The sequence below is a fragment of the Paenibacillus senegalimassiliensis genome (assembly GCF_001486585.1).
Lineage (GTDB): Bacteria > Bacillota > Bacilli > Paenibacillales > Paenibacillaceae > Fontibacillus > Fontibacillus senegalimassiliensis.
Map to the genome: position 1 here is coordinate 557,137 of NZ_LN909046.1, position 16,738 is coordinate 573,874.

Below are 16,738 nucleotides of genomic sequence, written 5' to 3' on the forward strand. Positions count from 1 at the left end.
ATATTGAAAAAAATATGAGTGACAAAGGATGGAGACCATGTCAAAACAACAAATCGGCGTTATTGGCTTAGCTGTCATGGGCAAGAACTTAGCCCTTAATATTGAAAGCCGGGGCTTCACCGTTTCGGTGTTCAACCGTTCTCCGGAGAAAACGCATGACCTGCTTGCTAACGAAGGCAAGGGCAAAAATCTGGCAGGGGCATTTTCCATCGAGGAATTCGTGAATTCCTTGGAAACTCCGCGTAAAATTTTAATTATGGTACAAGCTGGTCCTGCGACCGACTCGACTATTGAGCAATTGCTGCCTTTCCTCGACCAAGGCGATATCATCATCGACGGCGGTAACGCTCACTTCCCTGATACGCAGCGCCGCAGCAAAGAGCTTGAAGCCAAGGGCTTCCGCTTTATCGGCACCGGGGTATCCGGCGGCGAAGAAGGCGCATTGAAGGGCCCTGCCATTATGCCGGGTGGACAAGAGAGTGCCTATAAGCTGGTAGAGCCTATTTTGACCGCGATCTCCGCTAAGGTTAATGGTGATCCTTGTTGTACATATATTGGACCGGATGGTGCCGGCCATTATGTGAAGATGGTGCATAACGGTATCGAGTACGGCGACATGCAGTTGATCGGTGAAGCCTATCATCTGCTCAAAGACGTGCTGGGCGTAGACGCCAAGGAACTGCACGAAATCTTCACAGAATGGAACAAAGGCGAACTGGACAGCTATTTGATTGAGATTACGGCGGACATCTTCTCCCAATATGACGAAGAGACCGGCAAGCCGATGGTTGACGTGATTTTGGATGCAGCCGGACAAAAGGGTACAGGTAAATGGACAAGCCAAAGCGCGCTTGATCTGGGTGTGCCGTTGTCCATGATTACCGAGTCTGTATTCTCCCGCTTCTTGTCTGCCATGAAAGAAGAGCGTATCGCGGCCAGCAAAATTTTGAATGGCCCTGAGAAGCAAGCCTTCAAAGGGGACAAGCAAGAGTTCATCGAGAATGTACGCAAGGCGCTGTTTGTCTCCAAGATTGTCTCCTATGCTCAAGGCTTTGCGCAAATGCGTTCGGCTTCGGACGAATACGGCTGGGATCTGAAATATGGCAACATCGCGATGATCTTCCGCGGAGGCTGCATTATCCGTTCCCAATTCCTGCAGAACATCAAGGAAGCTTATGACCGCGACGCGGCGCTTAAGAATCTGCTGCTGGACCCTTACTTCAAAAATGTAGTCGAAAGCTATCAAGGAGCTTGGCGTAAAGTAATCTCCGCTGCCGTGGAGAATGGAATTCCTGTACCTGGCTTTGCCAGCGCCCTGTCGTACTATGACAGCTACCGGACGGAACGTTTGCCGGCTAATCTGCTGCAAGCGCAACGCGACTACTTCGGAGCTCATACCTTCAAACGTGTAGACAAGGAAGGCGTCTTCCATCATCAATGGTTCTAAATCCCGGGCAGTTTAGCCCGGAAGCCGGAGGGACGAATGCGTTCCTCCGGTTTTCTTTTTTTATATCTTGAAAATGTATCGGCCTGTGTTATGATATGAAAAAGTTTTGCTATATAAGGTAGTTCAAAAAGTCATTATTTGAACATGTTAAGCGGGTGAAGATAATTGCATAAAGCAATAGACAACATCGTCTTGGTCGGTATGATGGGTACTGGCAAATCAACCGTGGGCGCGCTGCTGGCTACAGAGACCGGCATGAGGATGGTGGATTTGGACGAGCAGATCGTCTTGGAAGCAGGACTAAGCATCCCGGAGATTTTTGCCGATAAAGGCGAAGCCTATTTTCGTGACCTTGAGTCTGAGATCCTTAGCAAAGTGCTTAGTCAATCAGGCATTATATTGTCTACAGGTGGAGGTGCTGTGTTGCGGGAGGCTAATCGCAACGTGATGCTCGCCGGTGGCAAAGTGTTTGCTCTACGGGCTACCGCCGAGGAAATTCTCGGTCGCGTAGGCCAGGACCCGAATCGCCCCTTGCTCGCAGGTGATGCGGAGCAGCGAATCAAGATATTGCTGGATGAACGGAAGCAGGCCTATGATTTTGCCCACTATGCCATAGACACGACAGGCAAAGATGCGGCCCGCGTGGCTGTTGAGATTTTAACGCATTACCGCGGTTAAAGATTAATAACTATAAAAGGGGAAGTTGAATATGGATGTTATCGTAAGGCCAACGGCGCAGCTAAAAGGCGAAATTGGAGCGTTATCCTCCAAAAATTATACGACCCGTTATTTGTTGGTTGCCGCACTAGCGGAGGGAACCAGTACGGTATATTATCCGGCTCATAGCGAAGATAGCGATGCGATTCGCCGCTGTATCGCCGATTTGGGAGCGGTGTTGGAGGAAGATGAGGAGAAGATCGTCATCACCGGCTTCGGAAGCAGGCCCAAGGATGTCAAAACCTTGAATGTGGGCAATGCGGGAGCGGTGCTTCGTTTCCTGATGGCTATTGCAGCGCTTTGTCCCGAAGTAACCTTTGTAAACACATATCCTGATTCGCTGGGCAAGCGCCCACATGACGATTTGATAGACGCGCTGGGCCAATTGGGCGTCCAGGTAACGCATGAAGAAGGACGTTTACCCATTACCATTCGTGGCGGTGCGGCGAAGGGCGGTAAGATCAAGGTGTCTGGCGCGGTTAGCTCACAGTATCTGAGCGCTCTGTTATTTCTGACACCGCTGCTGGCGGAAGATAGCGAAATTGAGGTGCTGGATGACCTGAAATCCAAGGTTGTGGTAGGTCAGACGCTGGAAGTGCTGGAGCAGGCCGGTATCGTGATTCATGCCAGCCATGATTATATGCATTTCCGTGTGCCGGGTGGGCAATCCTATCAAGCGAAGACCTATACCGTACAGGGAGATTACCCAGGATCGGCAGCGATTTTGGCGGCTGCTGCCGTCACCAAATCGGATATCAAGGTACATCGTCTCGCAGAGCAGAGCAAGCAGGGGGAACGTGCCATCGTCGATGTTCTTCAGATGATGGATGTGCCGCTGACGCATCAGGATGGTACGGTGCATGTTCGCGGTAATGGTCGGCTTCGTCCGGTAGAGTTCGATGGTGACGCAGCTACGGATGCTGTGCTTGCGATGGTAGCCGCTGCTGTATTTGCCGATGGTACCTCCCGATTTTACAATGTCGAAAATTTGCGTTATAAAGAATGTGACCGCATTACGGATTATTTGGCCGAGCTGAAGAAAGCTGGAGCCCAGGTGGAGGAGCGTCAAGCCGAGATCATCGTGCATGGACGTCCGCTCGGGCTGGAAGGCGGAGTGGAGATCAACGCCCACTACGACCACCGGGTGATTATGGCCTTGACGGTGGTAGGACTTCGCTGCCGGCAGCCGCTGGTTATCAAAGATGCTCATCATGTCGCCAAATCTTATCCGCAATTTTTTGATCACATTACAGCGCTTGGCGCATCTATAGAACGAGTGGAGTAAACGTTGAAGCGCCATCCGCATCCGAGGAGGAACTAACCATGGCATTTGAGAATCCAAGTCGTGAGCAAATTAAGGAAATCCTACAGAACGCAGGCAATATTGCCGTAGTGGGGTTATCCGATAAAACGGACCGGACCTCCTATATGGTGGCTCAGGCGATGCAAAGCAACGGTTACCGTGTTATTCCGGTGAACCCGACCGTAACCGGCGAGATTTTGGGCGAGAAGGTGTATGCCTCCTTGTCGGATATTCCTGAGCCGGTGGATATCGTCAATGTATTTCGCCGCAGCGAGCAGACGCCTCCGGTAGCCGAGGAAGCCGTTAAGATCGGTGCCAGGGTTCTGTGGCTACAGCAAGGGATTGTGAGTGAGGAAGCGTATGAGATCGCCTCCCAAGGGGGACTCACCGTCATCATGGATCGTTGCATCAAGGTCGAGGATAGCATCTTAATTGGAAAACGCAGCTAAGTGGCCTATTCATGGCTATTCCAACGTCCAAAGGACCCGTCCTTAAGGAGGGGTCTCTTTGGCTTTTGCGCTTTTTCCTTTGACAAATTTGACGGGCAGGGCGTACCATTATGAGATAGATAGAAGTTACTTGGTAACGGAAGCTTCAGACAAGGAACTCACAAGCAAGACTAGGGGGTCACTACATGATACAGGGGATCGGAGCAGCAGCAGGGGTTGCGATCGGCAAAGCCTTTGTGCTGCCCGCCTGGGAGTGGGATGTGCCTGATCGGCGCATGGATAAGGTCGACTTGGCCAAAGAGTTTGAACGGTTGTACGAGGGCATTCGTACATCTAAAAGTGAAATTGAAGTGATGAAGAGGGAGATCAAGGAGACGGTAGGGGCGGAGGAATCGGGTATATTCGATGCTCACCTGGCCATCCTGGAGGACCCTGTTTTTATGAGCGAGATCCAGGGGATTATCGAACGTCAGTACAAAGCGGCCGAAGTAGCGGTAAAAGAAGCGATCGATCATTTTGTGACGATGTTTGACCTGTTGGATGATGAGTATATGAAGGAACGGGCGCTGGACATCAAGGATGTTGGCAATCGCTTGCTCAAGCATCTGCTGGGGACACCGGATATCACATTGCCAGCGGATACACAGCCTTATATTTTGGTGGCCAAGGAGCTGTCGCCTTCGCAATTAGTACACTTGAATCCGGATAACGTGCTCGGTATGGTGACGATGGCTGGCGGGAAAACCTCGCATTCGGCCATTATGGCCCGTGCTCTTGGCATACCGCTTGTGTCGGGTTTGGAGAACAAGCTACCGGAGCCTTTGCAGACTGGTGATCTGCTGGTCATTGACGGGGATGAGGGCTTGATCTACCTAAACCCAGGAGAGGCTGTCGTGGAACGGTTCACAGAGCTTGCCGAGAAGCAGCGTCGGCGCAAAGAACAGCTTCAATTGCTGGCTTCCGTCGAGGCCGTCACGAAGGATGGTGTTCGCCTGCGACTTGCTGGCAATATCAGCTCCGTCAAGGACTTGGAACTGGCGATCAAGCATGGCGCAGAGGGAGTAGGGCTGTTCCGTACGGAGTTTCTGTATATGGATCGGGCTACCTTCCCTGGTGAGGATGAGCAGTTCGAAGTGTACCGTCAGGTCGTGGAGAAGACGGGCACACATCCTGTCGTAATTCGTACCTTGGATATTGGTGGAGATAAGCAACTTGAATATTTTGCTCTGCCGGAAGAGGATAATCCGGTGCTAGGGTATCGGGCAATTCGGATCAGCCTGGACAGTCGGGAGTTATTCCAGACGCAAATGAGCGCCATTTTGCGGGCAAGTGCCTACGGCAAGGTCAAAATGCTGCTTCCGATGATCTCCTCGCTCGAAGAGATCCGGGCGGCAAAGGAAGTTCTGGAAGAGGCCAAGCAGGATTTGTCCCGGCGCGGTCTTGCCTACGACGCTGGTATTCAAGTGGGCATCATGATAGAAGTTCCCGCTGCTGCTGCTATTTCTGATTTGCTGGCCCAGGAAGTTGACTTCTTTAGCATCGGAACCAACGATCTGGTTCAATACGTGCTGGCTGTGGACCGTATGAATGAGAAAATTGCCCATATGTATCATCCGTTCCATCCCGCGGTGTTACGTTTGCTGCGTCAAACGGTACAAGCGGCCCATGAAGCCGGGATTTCTGTGAGTGTTTGCGGAGAGATGGCGGGCGATGAGAAGGCAATTCCGTTGTGGCTGCATTTAGGCGTGACCGAGCTTAGCATGTCGCCACAAGCACTGCTACGTGTGAAGCACCGCGTCCTCAATTCGCATGCACAAGAGGGCAAACTGATTGGAGCTACCTGCTATCGCCTGACAACCAGCGATGAAGTTGAAACTGAATTAATCCGGTATGGATACGAGCTGGGGCAGGAACGGCTAAGTAAATAATATGAAGTATAAGCAAACACAGGCCGCCCAAGGTTTATATGACCGGGCGGCCTGCGCGTATTTAGGGAAGAGTTACTTACGCTGTGCTATCGCATCGGCAACAGCCTTGGCGTAAATAGGCAAATCCGCAGGCCGGCGGGCTGAAATGATATGTCCGTCTACAATCGTGGGCTCATCCTTCCAGATCGCCCCCGCATTTTGCATATCATCGCGAATGGCCGGTGTGGAAGTGACCGTTACGCCTTCGAGTATACCGGCAGAGATGAGCACCCATCCGGCATGGCATATTTGCCCTATAGGCTTCCTGTCTTCATGTAGCTTCCGGACCAACTCCAACACTTTCGGGTAACGTCGAAGCTTGTCGGGAGCCCATCCACCAGGGATAATGATGCCATCGGTATCGCTGGCATTCATTTCCTCAAAAGCGTATTCAGCTTCGGCAGGCACCCCGTATTTGCCAATGTACTTTTTTCCTTTCTCCGGGCCGGTCAAATGAACCTCGGCACCTTCTTCGCGCAGGCGATAGATCGGGTACCACAGCTCCAAATCCTCGAATTCCTCATCCACCAAAGCAATAATATTTTTTCCAGAAAGTCTCAAATTAATCTCCTCCTTACCAGGCTGGCTCTTGACGAAAGCCCGTTCTAATATTTTAATGAGAACAAATAATTACTATTACTATGCTTAGACTAAATTTCAGTTTCTTAAACATCAAACATAGCAATCTATGAAGTGTTAGGATGAGGTGATCCTGTGCGTAAGCACTGCCATTGCGGGCAAATGATGAACCTTGGTTTTAGAACGGTCATTTTTGAAGGAATCTATGAAATTGATAATGTTCCTATTTATGAATGTGAAGAGTGCAGTCATTACGAAGTGCTTCCCGAGGTAAAGGTTGAATTGACAGATTTGTTGGCCAGACTAAAAGAAGAAGGGTTCGGGGAATGGGTTGATTTTTCTGAGCAAAATGAGCTGGCGGGGCTGATTTTAGCTGTGTCGGATAAATGGACGGGGACCGAGGAAGCTTCTTTCGAGAGTGTGCTGGAGCGGCAATGTGAGGAGCAGATTAATCTGTTGCTGGATTTGTATGGTGGGGCAAAACAGCTTGGTGATCTGGAATGGATGGACAGTATTTCCAAACGTCTTCAACCCTTGTCTAAATTTGTAAGAAATCGTCAAATATCCAGTACGAATTAACGGTGATTTTGACGGATTTTGCAAATGAATTTGTAAATGAACTTGTGTTTTCATAATTTTTTTTGTTAAGATATCATCAGAGCATCAGAACATCTGGCGATTCTTATTCAAAGAAGGGGATATGCGCTATGTCCGACATGATGAGAATACAAACGATCCAGGAGCTCCAGACTGCGTTGGCGGATTCCAGCCGTCAGCCCTTGTTGCTCTTTAAGCACAGCACCCGCTGTTCCATCAGCGCGAAGGCTCACCAGGCGGTAGAGGCTTACCTGCAGGAAGAGCCCCGTGAGGATGTTACATATGGTCTGATACATGTGATCCAAAGTCGGGACGTGTCGAATGAAGCGGCAGACCGGCTTGAGGTCAGACATGAATCGCCGCAGGCGATTTTGGTTAAGGATGGGCAAGCCATCTGGCATACTTCCCACTCCAAGATTACAAAAACGGCTTTAAGCGTGGCATTGACTTCACATTGAAGCGTTGTCATTGCATAAAGAAGTATTTTGTCGTATCATAAACTTTAATTGGAGCTCTGGAACTTTACCGGATGAATGAGTGAAAATCTATGGCAATGGAGAGAAGAATGTGACGGTTACCATTTACGATGTGGCACGTGAAGCAGGCGTCTCGATGGCCACGGTTTCCCGGGTTGTCAACAACAATCCGAATGTGAAACCGCAGACCCGGAAAAAGGTTTACGAAGCGATTGAACGGTTAGGTTATCGTCCTAACGCGGTAGCGAGAGGACTTGCCAGCAAGAAGACCACCACGGTTGGTGTGGTGATCCCTGATATTTCGAATTCAATCTTTGCAGAAATTGCCCGGGGCATCGAAGATATTGCCAACATGTACCACTATAACATCATTTTGTGTAATGCCGACAAGCGTAAGGAGAAGGAGATCCGCGTTATTAACACGCTGCTGGAGAAGCAGGTGGACGGGCTTCTCTTCATGGGCGGTACGGTAACGGAGGAGCATATTCAGGCGTTCCGGACCTCGTCGGTGCCGATTGTGCTCTGTGCAACTAGTGACGACAATGGCCAATATCCGTCTGTTGATATCGATCATGAGTCGGCAGCGTTTGATGCGGTCAGCACCCTGATTCGTCATGGTCACCGTGAGGTTGCGATGATTAGTGGCACGCTGCAGGACCCGGCGAACGGGTATGCCAGATTCCAAGGGTATAAGCGTGCGCTGGAGACGGCAGGGATTGAATATCAAGAAGATTTGGTTCGTATCGGCAACTACCGCTATGAGTCAGGTGTTGAAGCGATGAAGTATTTCCTCGGCTTGAAGAAACGCCCAACCGGGATCTTTGCCGCTACCGACGAGATGGCGATTGGGGCCATTCACAGCATTCAAGATGAAGGCTTGAAGGTACCGGACGATATCTCCATCATTAGCGTGGACAACATTCGTATGGCCTCCATGGTGCGTCCGCAATTGACGACTGTGGCTCAGCCGATGTACGATCTTGGAGCTGTAGCGATGCGCTTGCTTACCAAGTTGATGAAGAAGGAAGCCGTTGAGAATCCACGGGTTATCTTGCCGCATGAGACTATTTTGCGGTTATCAGTTAGCCACGTTTAATGGACAAGCTAAACGGGTAGAAAAATGATAAACATAGAGAAATATATATATGAAAAAGGTTATGAAACGGAAAAAGCTCCTGCAAAGGAGCTTTTTTGAGTATCAGGAGAGGTAAGGAATGAGGAGAACAGCTTCATACCTCTCAAGGAGTTGTTGAAGGGAGTAAGGGGATGGGCATGAAAATAGGCCTGATGGGGGCCATGGACGAGGAAATTGTGCAGATTTTAGAGGTGCTACAGAATCAAGAGTCATCTGTCATTGCAGGAATTCGGTTTGTACAGGGAAGTTGGTATGGGCATGAGGTGGTCGTCTGTAAATCTGGTGTAGGAAAGGTTAATGCAGCGGTGGCTACGCAGCTTCTAATCGATCGCTTTGAGGTAGAACAGATCTGGTTCACCGGGGTGGCGGGAGCAGTTCATCCTGATCTGGTTGTGGGGGACATTGTAATCTCTTCTTCCTGCCAGCAGCATGATATGGATGTAGCTCCACTTGGATATACACGAGGGGTTACACCGTACCAGGCTGTGTCTGATTTCCCAGCAGATCCTGCACTGATTGCCTTGGCTCAAGGAGCATGCCAACGTCAATGCACGGATCACAAGCATGTGCTTGGCCGCATCTTGTCAGGGGATCAGTTTATTGCAAATCCCGGTTATGTGAAGACGGTACTGTACCAGCAACTAGGCGGGGCTTGCGTAGAGATGGAGGGAGCGGCTTTAGCTCAGGTGTGCCAGATGAACGCTATCCCTTACATCGTGCTTCGCTCCATATCGGACCAGGCTGATGGCGAAGCAGAAGTGAACTTCGCCGAGTTTACTGTGATGGCGGCTGCACGCTCTTTTGCCATAGTCAAGGATATGATGCAGCATGTTATCATGGATAATCCTGCATAGCTACCGCGAGTGTCTCGCGGTTTTTTGCCGTGATTTCGTCACGCCGGGGAATGCTCTCCCAGCGTTGCGCGTCATCCAGCCATTCCGAAGGTAGCGATTGCGGAGTATGTGGCTGCCAGGTGTCAATCCAGGCCTGGGGAAGCGGATGGCGGGCGTCAGTCTGGAGAGCATTTGCCAGTGGGTGGCTGCTCATCTCTAACCACAGCAGACTCCAGGCTCGAGGCACGACACGCCAGAAGTCGTAGCCCCCTCCCCCCAAAGCGACCCAGCGCCCTTCACAATAGGTGTGCGCCAGTTCATGCAGGATGGCTGGCATTTGGCGATAAATCTCCATACTGCAGTGCATGTGGGATAATGGGTCCAGCGCATGGGCGTCACAGCCATGCAGGCTAAGGATTAAATCCGGTTGGAAATACTTCGTTAAGCGCCGTATGGATTCTTCAAAGCATTCCAGCCAGGAAGCATCTTCCGTGTAGGGCTGGAGCGGCAAGTTCATACATGCCCCGTAACCTTGATGCTCGCCCCGTTCGGGCAAGTGTCCGGTGCCTGGAAACAGGTATTTTCCTGTCTCGTGAATAGAGTAGGTGCAGACATCCGGGTCCGAATAGAAACTCCATTGTACGCCATCGCCATGATGCACATCGGTATCCACATATAAGACACGTGCGCCGTAATGGCGCCGGGCATAATCAATGGCGATAGCAGCATCGTTGTAGATGCAGAAGCCCGCAGCCTTTGCTGGCAAGGCGTGGTGCAACCCACCACCCAAATGCAGGGCATGGGGACTGGCGCCCGATAACACGGCCTCTACTGCGGTTATGCTACCCCCAACAATCCAGGAAGCCGCCTCATGCATACCGGGGAAGTAAGGCGTATCCTCATCCAGGAGCCCGTAAGGTTCTCCCTCGCTGATCCAGTGAGGTTCGGGGGCAGCCGAGCTAAGCCGCTTGACGCTCTCCACATAGGCGGGCTGGTGAATCCACAGTAATTCTTCTTCCGTGGCTGGTCGTGAAGCCAGTTTTCGGTCTGTAGAAAGCGCTTGCAGATCATTTAATAAATCCATTGTCAATTCCCACCGAATCGGGTGGAAGGGATGTTGGTCATGGAAGCGATAATTCATCGCTTGCTTATGATGTACGAATAAAGCGCTTGCAGACACGCAATCACACGCCTTCCTTATTGGACGATCAATACATAAAGCGTTGTTGAAATCGTATGCGGTCAAATTGTTCCTCTGAGGCAAGTGGAACCTGCTTGCCGATTCTTACCATCAAGCAGTTGGCCGGGTGAGAACAAATTTCCGGATCATCTGTAGCGTACCAGACCATGTCAACGGTCTTCATCAGCCGTTCCATCATGCTGCGATAGTCCCAGACGGACAGGCCGCTGCTTTTTAGATCCCAATGCCAGTAATATTCCGTGGTAAATACAATATAGCTCTCCATTTGGGGGTCCTCGAAGGCGGTTCGGATCAGGGTTGATCCCAGACCCAGAGAACGGTAAGCATTGGCGACTTCAACGGCACCAAGCTCCAGCAGATCAGGCATATGCCCTTGTGACCAACGCTCCATATCATCGGGATAGTGAAAGGTAACATAACCGATGATGGTCAACTCGTCCCTGGCCAGAATAATACGTCCTTCGGGCAGCTCGGCGATTTCAATGAGTGCCTCATGCTGTTCCTTCGGCTTGCGGAAGGCATCCAGATCCGCATGCATATTCAGGGATTGGAGATGCGAAGGGGTAACCGGTCCCTCCACGACGATTTCACCTTGCTGTTGGGGGAGGGTATGGCGGATATACGTTTTGGGATGTTCCATCTAAGCCGCCTCCTTTGCTTCATTCCCCTCACTTATAACAGAAAAATGAAAATTTGAAAAGTATAGCCTGTGCATGAAAAGCTGTGCTATAATGATTTCCGACACAAAAAATTCATATATTTAAACTGATATGTGATAAATGCTCTCGAAAAGCGACCTTGGCTTATATGGATGTGTATCCGTTTTCATGAACTTTGATCTACGATCTTGCTGTATTCAGAGATTGAGGGAGGATGAAGGGATGAGTCATTTGCAAGGGGAAATCATTTCCGTGGACGTACCGTCCGCCAATATGAACAGCTATGACGAGGCTTGTGCTGATTTTGACTGGAATGATGTGGAGCAGCAGTTCTCTTGGTATACCACAGGTAACGTGAACATGGCTTATGAAGCGATTGACCGTCATGTAGATGCAGGGAAAGGGGAGCGAGTCGCCCTAAAGTTCAGCGATCCGGAGCGAGAGGAGACGTATACCTACGCGGAGATGCGGCAAGCGACTAACCGGTTTGCCAATGTGCTGCGCAACTATGGAATTGGCAAGGGAGATCGGGTATTTGTGTTCATGCCCAGAACGCCGGAACTGTACATTAGCATTCTTGGAATTATAAAAGTAGGGGCCGTGGTAGGTCCGTTGTTCGAGGCGTTTATGGAGACGGCGGTCAAGGATCGGCTTGAGGATAGCGGTGCCGTTGCCTTGGTCACCACTCCTGCGCTGTTGGCTCGGGTTAACCGGGAGGAATTACCCACCTTGCGAACCGTCTTCCTGGTTGGAGATAAAGTGACTGCTAGCGAGGGGGTTGCGGATTTTACGGCAGAACTTCAAGCCGCTTCACCGGAAGCGGAGGTGACCTGGGTCAATCGTGAAGACGGCTTGATTCTACACTATACATCCGGTTCTACCGGGAAGCCCAAGGGCGTCTATCATGTGCATAACGCCATGCTTCAGCATTACCACACTGGCAAGGTGGTATTGGATTTGAAGGAAGGGGACATCTACTGGTGTACGGCCGATCCGGGTTGGGTCACGGGTACGTCTTACGGAATTTTTGCTCCCTGGCTGCATGGAGTGACGAATGTAGTGCGGGGTGGTCGCTTCAGTCCGGAGGATTGGTACGCAACTATTCAGCAGAACCAGGTCACAGTCTGGTATAGTGCTCCAACGGCTTTTCGGATGTTGATGGGAGCAGGACAGGATCTGATTGGTCAGTATGATTTATCCTCCCTACGTCATGTATTATCGGTGGGAGAGCCGCTGAATCCCGAAGTGGTACGCTGGGGGCTGAAGGTGTATCACCGGCGTATTCATGATACATGGTGGATGACCGAAACCGGTGGTCAACTCATCTGTAACTACCCGACCTTGCCGATCAAGCCGGGTTCGATGGGTAAGCCTGTGCCGGGCATTCAGGCGGCGATCATCGATGATAATGGCAGGGAGTTGCCACCCAATCGGATGGGCAATCTGGCGATTCGTACGCCGTGGCCATCCATGATGCGGCTAATTTGGAACAATGCCCCCAAATACGAGGAATACTTCCGTATTCCTGGCTGGTACATTTCCGGGGATACGGCGTACATGGACGAAGATGGCTACTTTTGGTTTCAGGGGCGGATTGATGATGTTATTAATTCATCCGGGGAGCGAGTTGGTCCGTTCGAGGTGGAGAGCAAGCTGGTGGAGCATCCGGCCATTGCGGAAGCTGGGGTCATTGGCAAGCCGGACCCAATCCGGGGGGAGATCATTAAGGCATTCATCTCTTTGCGCGAAGGCTTCACTCCATCGGAGGAACTGAAGCAAGACATTGCCAAGTTCGTCAGAGAAGGGCTCTCAGCTCACGCTTCTCCCCGTGAGATTGAGTTCAAGGACAAATTGCCCAAGACTCGCTCGGGGAAAATTATGCGGCGCGTGCTGAAGGCGTGGGAGCTTAATTTGCCGACCGGTGACTTATCGACGATTGAGGACTAATATGTCAACCTGATATAAATGAAAAGCCTCCATTCCACCATAAGGTGAAACGGAGGCTTTTATTTGCTTGCAGCTTAAGGGGTAAATTGCGCTGGAGCCGAGAGGGCGGATTCGCCCAATACATTTATTGCGCTAATTTTAACCCAAATGCTGGTGTAGTCTGTCTTGATGGAATACTGCGTATCGGACGTAGAGCCAACTTTGGAATAGGAGCCGCCTTCACTGTCCGAGACGTAAACATTGTAGCTCGTGACGAGATCGAGCAGAGGGCTGGCCTTCCAACTGGCTGTAAACCCGCCTTCATCCTTATTCACTGAGACGCCCGATGGTGAGGAAGGAGCATTTCCCCCAGTTTCATTATTGCCACCGCTACCGTCGTCGTTGTCTTGGCCATCTCCGTTACCGTCAGGGCTGCCACCACCCCCTAGAGGGCTAACGACAGCGCTTGGTTCAGACTCCTTGCCAGCAACGTCTACGGCGGTTACATAGTAAGCCGTACCGAAACCTGGGGCCCGGGCATCGGCAATCACGGTGGAGTCTCCGGTGAGCGAGACTTTGCCGGTGGACTGGAATTTCACACCGTCATCCGTACGGTACAGTCGGTATCCGACGACATCCTTCTCTGGGCTTGCGGTGAAACTGATCTTGGATCCTCCGCCAAGGCCAATCAAGGTTACGCCCCCAGGGGCGCTTGGTGCCTTGCCATCATCAGTCCGAGGGTCCTCCTTGTATGGGGCATCCTCGCCAATGTCTTTTGGCATGTAGAAGCTCAGCGACTTATGGCCTCCTGACATGCGGGCAAAGGCTTTTTCAAGCTCTTCTTTAAGCTCGGCAATCGGCTTCTCGCGCTTGACGACCACCTTCTCACGCAGCATATCGGAAGGCGTAGTCTCCAGCGGAATATAGTTAACCTCATTGTAGGTGACATACTTGGCACGGATTAAAACATCATCCGGCTCGGTTGGCACAAATTTGGCATTGAAGATATCAGTAACCATTTTCCCAGCTTGTTGGGTCAATTGCGTTGGCAATTTGCCACTGTAGCCGGACACGGTCTTGGTAACGATGCCTTCCGGCTTGGTGAACGAATCCGTCTTGAACACGTCGCTGACGTTCTCGGTAACTTCATTCATGACCAGTGCCCAAATTTTACGTGCTCTGGCCTTACCAGCATCGGAAAGTGTATTTACCGGCTCCTTATAGCCAATCCATACACCTAGCGTGACATCCGGTGAATACCCCATGAACCAGACATCGGCATAGTTTTGGGTTGATCCGGTTTTACCGACTACGGGAATTTTGCTATAGCTCTTGAAGTCGCTTCTGATCGATTTGCCAGTACCGTCTCTCAGGGCTGTCCGTAACATATCGGTCATAAGATAGGCCGTCTGCTCCGAGAACACCTGTTGCGGCTCAACTTGATGCTTGTAGACGACATTTCCCTTGTGGTCAATAATCTTCTCGATCATGTAAGCATCGGTGAACTGACCGCCATTGGCAATGGTGCTGTAGGCATTGGTAAGCTCTTCAACCGTTACCCCATACTTAAGACCGCCAAGCACCCCGGTTTGGGCACCATAGTCTTCTTCTTCGAGAGTGGTGATACCCAGCTTCTTGCTGAAATCCCAAGCTTTCTCGATCCCTACGACATTGTTAAACACCTTCAGTGCGGGGATATTACGCGATTCATTCAGAGCCGTACGGGCGGTAACAAGTCCTTTATAACCGCCACTGGCATTGCCTGGAATATGATAGCCCTTCTGATAATCCCGTAAAATGATAGGGGAATCATCCAGAATGCTGGCTGGCTGAACCAGGCCGGTGTCGAGAGCGGGCAGATATGCGGCGATTGGCTTCATGGTCGAGCCAGGTTGCCGTTTCATTTGCGTGGCATAGTTCATCTGCTCGGTGTAGAAGTCACGTCCCTCAATCATGCCGAGTATAGCCCCGGATCGATTATCCATCATCATGGCGGCTACTTGCTCCAGTCCTTTCTTCTCGCTGAACGGCGAGAAGTTCTCGGCGTTGTCTGATACCCGGTGCATCGAATTATAAATCTTCTTATCGATGGTGGTATATACCCGGTAGCCTCCGGTTAGCAACTCCTGGCGGGCTTCCTCCAGCATTTGCGTATTACCGGAGACCTCTTCCTTGGTCAACTCCGGGTTGTTCATCATCGCAATGACGATGGCCCCTTGCCGTTCCGTCTCCAGCATCAGGTAAGGGAAGGTGTCATAGGCCTTCTTGGTTGACTGAGCCAGCGATCCTTGAGTGTCAAAGGCTACAGCTTCGTTATATTCAGCCGTTGTAATCTTGTTCTCCTCCAGCATACGTTGTAGCACTAATTGCTGGCGTTTGATTGCTCGCTGAAAAGCTTCCTCATTGAATTCCCCTTTGCCATTAAAGGCCGAGTAGGATGAAGGCAATTGAGGCAAGCCGGCCAAATAAGCAGATTGGGCAATATTCAGATCTTCGAGATTGGTAATGTTAAATATCCCTTTGGCGGCTGCCTTTATTCCGTAAACCTGATAGCCGTTTGATCCGTTGCCGAAGGGTACCTTGTTCATATAAGCCGTCATAATCTCTTCCTTGGACATGAAGCGTTCCAGTCGAAGGGCCAGCAAAATTTCCTTCACCTTACGATCCTCTGTAACGTCGAGGTTGAGGAAGACACGCCTTGCTAATTGCTGTGTCAGCGTACTGCCGCCGGTCTGTACAGCTTCGTTAAGCACCCGTTGTTTAACGGCGCGCAGGGTCCCTTGAAAGTCGATACCCATATGCTCTTCAAAACGGTTATCCTCGATGGCAATTACCGCATCCAGCACGTTCTGCGGAATTTCCTTATAAGAGATGGGGCGCCGATCTTCTTCTGAGCGCAATTGGCCGATAGGCTGCCCGTCGCGGAAGTAAGCGAACCCTGTCATCTCGTTATGGTTGATCTTCTCTTCAATATCTGTGCGTGAGCGTACCGGCTCCTCCTTGACGATCGAGGACACGTAGCCGAATACGGCACCTCCCACAAATAGCACACTCGCAAACCCCAGCAAAACAAGCCATCCTAGAATCGCCCAAACGATACGACCCTTCTTACGCTTACGCGCCGGTTTGGTGGCCGTCTTATCGCTCCGAGATCTTCGCTTGAGTTCGGTCTGAGGCTGCTTGGAGTTGTTGTCGTTCTCATGAGCCATGAATGATCCTCCTTTATAAACAGCAACATTATAGCATAAAAAAGGGGTTTTGGATGTTTTTTCAGCCCATTTTAGCTGATTTGAAGGACGGGTTCGACAAATTTAGGACCTTCGAACCGCCCTTGGTTTAGTGTCGCGAGGTTTGACTTTGGAAATACATCTGTGATATAAATTATTTTAATTACATATCAATAAAGGCTTGGAAAGACTAAGTAGAAGGCGGAATCCCGCTGCTCAGAG

The 16,738-nt window shown here is 50.8% G+C and carries 14 protein-coding genes and 1 other annotated feature (1 of these 15 cut by a window edge); of the genes, 10 read left to right on the forward strand and 4 right to left on the reverse strand.

Annotated elements, in window-relative coordinates:
- Window positions 1–37: 37 nt before the first annotated feature.
- The 5 genes from gndA to ptsP all read left to right on the forward strand — a co-directional run bounded on the left by gndA (window position 38) and on the right by ptsP (window position 5,844).
- Window positions 38–1,447 (forward strand): NADP-dependent phosphogluconate dehydrogenase, encoded by a 1,410-nt coding sequence (gndA, locus tag BN3279_RS16575; protein ID WP_059052273.1) that lies wholly within the window; start codon window positions 38–40, stop codon window positions 1,445–1,447.
- A 165-nt stretch (window positions 1,448–1,612) separates the two neighbouring features.
- Complete coding sequence (locus BN3279_RS16580; protein ID WP_187377810.1) at window positions 1,613–2,125, forward strand: shikimate kinase; 513 nt, start codon at window positions 1,613–1,615, stop codon at window positions 2,123–2,125.
- A 31-nt stretch (window positions 2,126–2,156) separates the two neighbouring features.
- A complete protein-coding gene (gene aroA / locus BN3279_RS16585; RefSeq protein WP_059052274.1) occupies window positions 2,157–3,449 on the forward strand; it encodes a 3-phosphoshikimate 1-carboxyvinyltransferase in 1,293 nt (430 codons plus the stop codon).
- Window positions 3,450–3,487: 38 nt separating this feature from the next.
- Window positions 3,488–3,916: a CoA-binding protein gene (locus BN3279_RS16590; protein ID WP_059052275.1), complete on the forward strand. Its 429-nt coding sequence runs from the start codon at window positions 3,488–3,490 to the stop codon at window positions 3,914–3,916.
- Between the two features lie 185 nt (window positions 3,917–4,101).
- Window positions 4,102–5,844: a phosphoenolpyruvate--protein phosphotransferase gene (gene ptsP, locus BN3279_RS16595; protein ID WP_059052276.1), complete on the forward strand. Its 1,743-nt coding sequence runs from the start codon at window positions 4,102–4,104 to the stop codon at window positions 5,842–5,844.
- Between the two features lie 72 nt (window positions 5,845–5,916).
- Here the strand turns inward: ptsP and BN3279_RS16600 are convergent, their stop codons facing one another.
- Window positions 5,917–6,444 carry a type 1 glutamine amidotransferase domain-containing protein gene (locus tag BN3279_RS16600; RefSeq protein ID WP_059052277.1) on the reverse strand — a complete coding sequence of 176 codons (528 nt, stop codon included), beginning with the start codon at window positions 6,442–6,444 and terminating at the stop codon, window positions 5,917–5,919.
- Between the two features lie 180 nt (window positions 6,445–6,624).
- On the opposite strand from BN3279_RS16600, the gene BN3279_RS16605 reads away from it, so the two are divergent.
- From BN3279_RS16605 to BN3279_RS16620, 4 genes are all read left to right on the forward strand, one after another.
- Complete coding sequence (locus BN3279_RS16605; RefSeq protein ID WP_059052278.1) at window positions 6,625–7,041, forward strand: hypothetical protein; 417 nt, start codon at window positions 6,625–6,627, stop codon at window positions 7,039–7,041.
- 128 nt (window positions 7,042–7,169) lie between these two features.
- Window positions 7,170–7,517 (forward strand): bacillithiol system redox-active protein YtxJ, encoded by a 348-nt coding sequence (gene ytxJ, locus BN3279_RS16610; RefSeq protein ID WP_059052279.1) that lies wholly within the window; start codon window positions 7,170–7,172, stop codon window positions 7,515–7,517.
- 109 nt (window positions 7,518–7,626) lie between these two features.
- On the forward strand, window positions 7,627–8,631 hold the full coding sequence (gene ccpA, locus BN3279_RS16615; protein WP_059054491.1) for a catabolite control protein A: 1,005 nt from the start codon (window positions 7,627–7,629) through the stop codon (window positions 8,629–8,631).
- A 170-nt stretch (window positions 8,632–8,801) separates the two neighbouring features.
- Window positions 8,802–9,524: a 5'-methylthioadenosine/adenosylhomocysteine nucleosidase gene (locus BN3279_RS16620; protein ID WP_059052280.1), complete on the forward strand. Its 723-nt coding sequence runs from the start codon at window positions 8,802–8,804 to the stop codon at window positions 9,522–9,524.
- Here BN3279_RS16620 and BN3279_RS16625 read toward each other — a convergent pair.
- A complete protein-coding gene (locus tag BN3279_RS16625) occupies window positions 9,505–10,683 on the reverse strand; it encodes an acetoin utilization protein AcuC (RefSeq protein WP_187377811.1) in 1,179 nt (392 codons plus the stop codon). The genes BN3279_RS16620 and BN3279_RS16625 overlap by 20 nt on opposite strands.
- 28 nt (window positions 10,684–10,711) lie before the next feature.
- Complete coding sequence (locus BN3279_RS16630) at window positions 10,712–11,344, reverse strand: GNAT family N-acetyltransferase (RefSeq protein ID WP_059052281.1); 633 nt, start codon at window positions 11,342–11,344, stop codon at window positions 10,712–10,714.
- Between the two features lie 241 nt (window positions 11,345–11,585).
- Between BN3279_RS16630 and acsA the strand changes: the two genes are divergently transcribed.
- A complete protein-coding gene (gene acsA / locus BN3279_RS16635; protein ID WP_059052282.1) occupies window positions 11,586–13,310 on the forward strand; it encodes an acetate--CoA ligase in 1,725 nt (574 codons plus the stop codon).
- A gap of 74 nt (window positions 13,311–13,384) precedes the next feature.
- Here acsA and BN3279_RS16640 read toward each other — a convergent pair whose 3' ends face one another.
- Complete coding sequence (locus tag BN3279_RS16640) at window positions 13,385–16,498, reverse strand: transglycosylase domain-containing protein (RefSeq protein ID WP_059052283.1); 3,114 nt, start codon at window positions 16,496–16,498, stop codon at window positions 13,385–13,387.
- A gap of 191 nt (window positions 16,499–16,689) precedes the next feature.
- Window positions 16,690–16,738 (forward strand) — a binding site (T-box leader); it runs 219 nt beyond the window's last position.

Bases quoted from the DNA above. Each gene is read 5' to 3' on its own strand.
- BN3279_RS16630 (WP_059052281.1), bottom strand. From the start codon at position 11,344: ATGGAACATCCCAAAACGTATATCCGCCATACCCTCCCCCAACAGCAA.
- BN3279_RS16640 (WP_059052283.1), bottom strand. From the start codon at position 16,498: ATGGCTCATGAGAACGACAACAACTCCAAGCAGCCTCAGACCGAACTC.
- acsA (WP_059052282.1), top strand. From the start codon at position 11,586: ATGAGTCATTTGCAAGGGGAAATCATTTCCGTGGACGTACCGTCCGCC.
- ytxJ (WP_059052279.1), top strand. From the start codon at position 7,170: ATGTCCGACATGATGAGAATACAAACGATCCAGGAGCTCCAGACTGCG.
- BN3279_RS16590 (WP_059052275.1), top strand. From the start codon at position 3,488: ATGGCATTTGAGAATCCAAGTCGTGAGCAAATTAAGGAAATCCTACAG.
- gndA (WP_059052273.1), top strand. From the start codon at position 38: ATGTCAAAACAACAAATCGGCGTTATTGGCTTAGCTGTCATGGGCAAG.
- BN3279_RS16620 (WP_059052280.1), top strand. From the start codon at position 8,802: ATGGGCATGAAAATAGGCCTGATGGGGGCCATGGACGAGGAAATTGTG.
- ptsP (WP_059052276.1), top strand. From the start codon at position 4,102: ATGATACAGGGGATCGGAGCAGCAGCAGGGGTTGCGATCGGCAAAGCC.
- BN3279_RS16605 (WP_059052278.1), top strand. From the start codon at position 6,625: ATGATGAACCTTGGTTTTAGAACGGTCATTTTTGAAGGAATCTATGAA.
- aroA (WP_059052274.1), top strand. From the start codon at position 2,157: ATGGATGTTATCGTAAGGCCAACGGCGCAGCTAAAAGGCGAAATTGGA.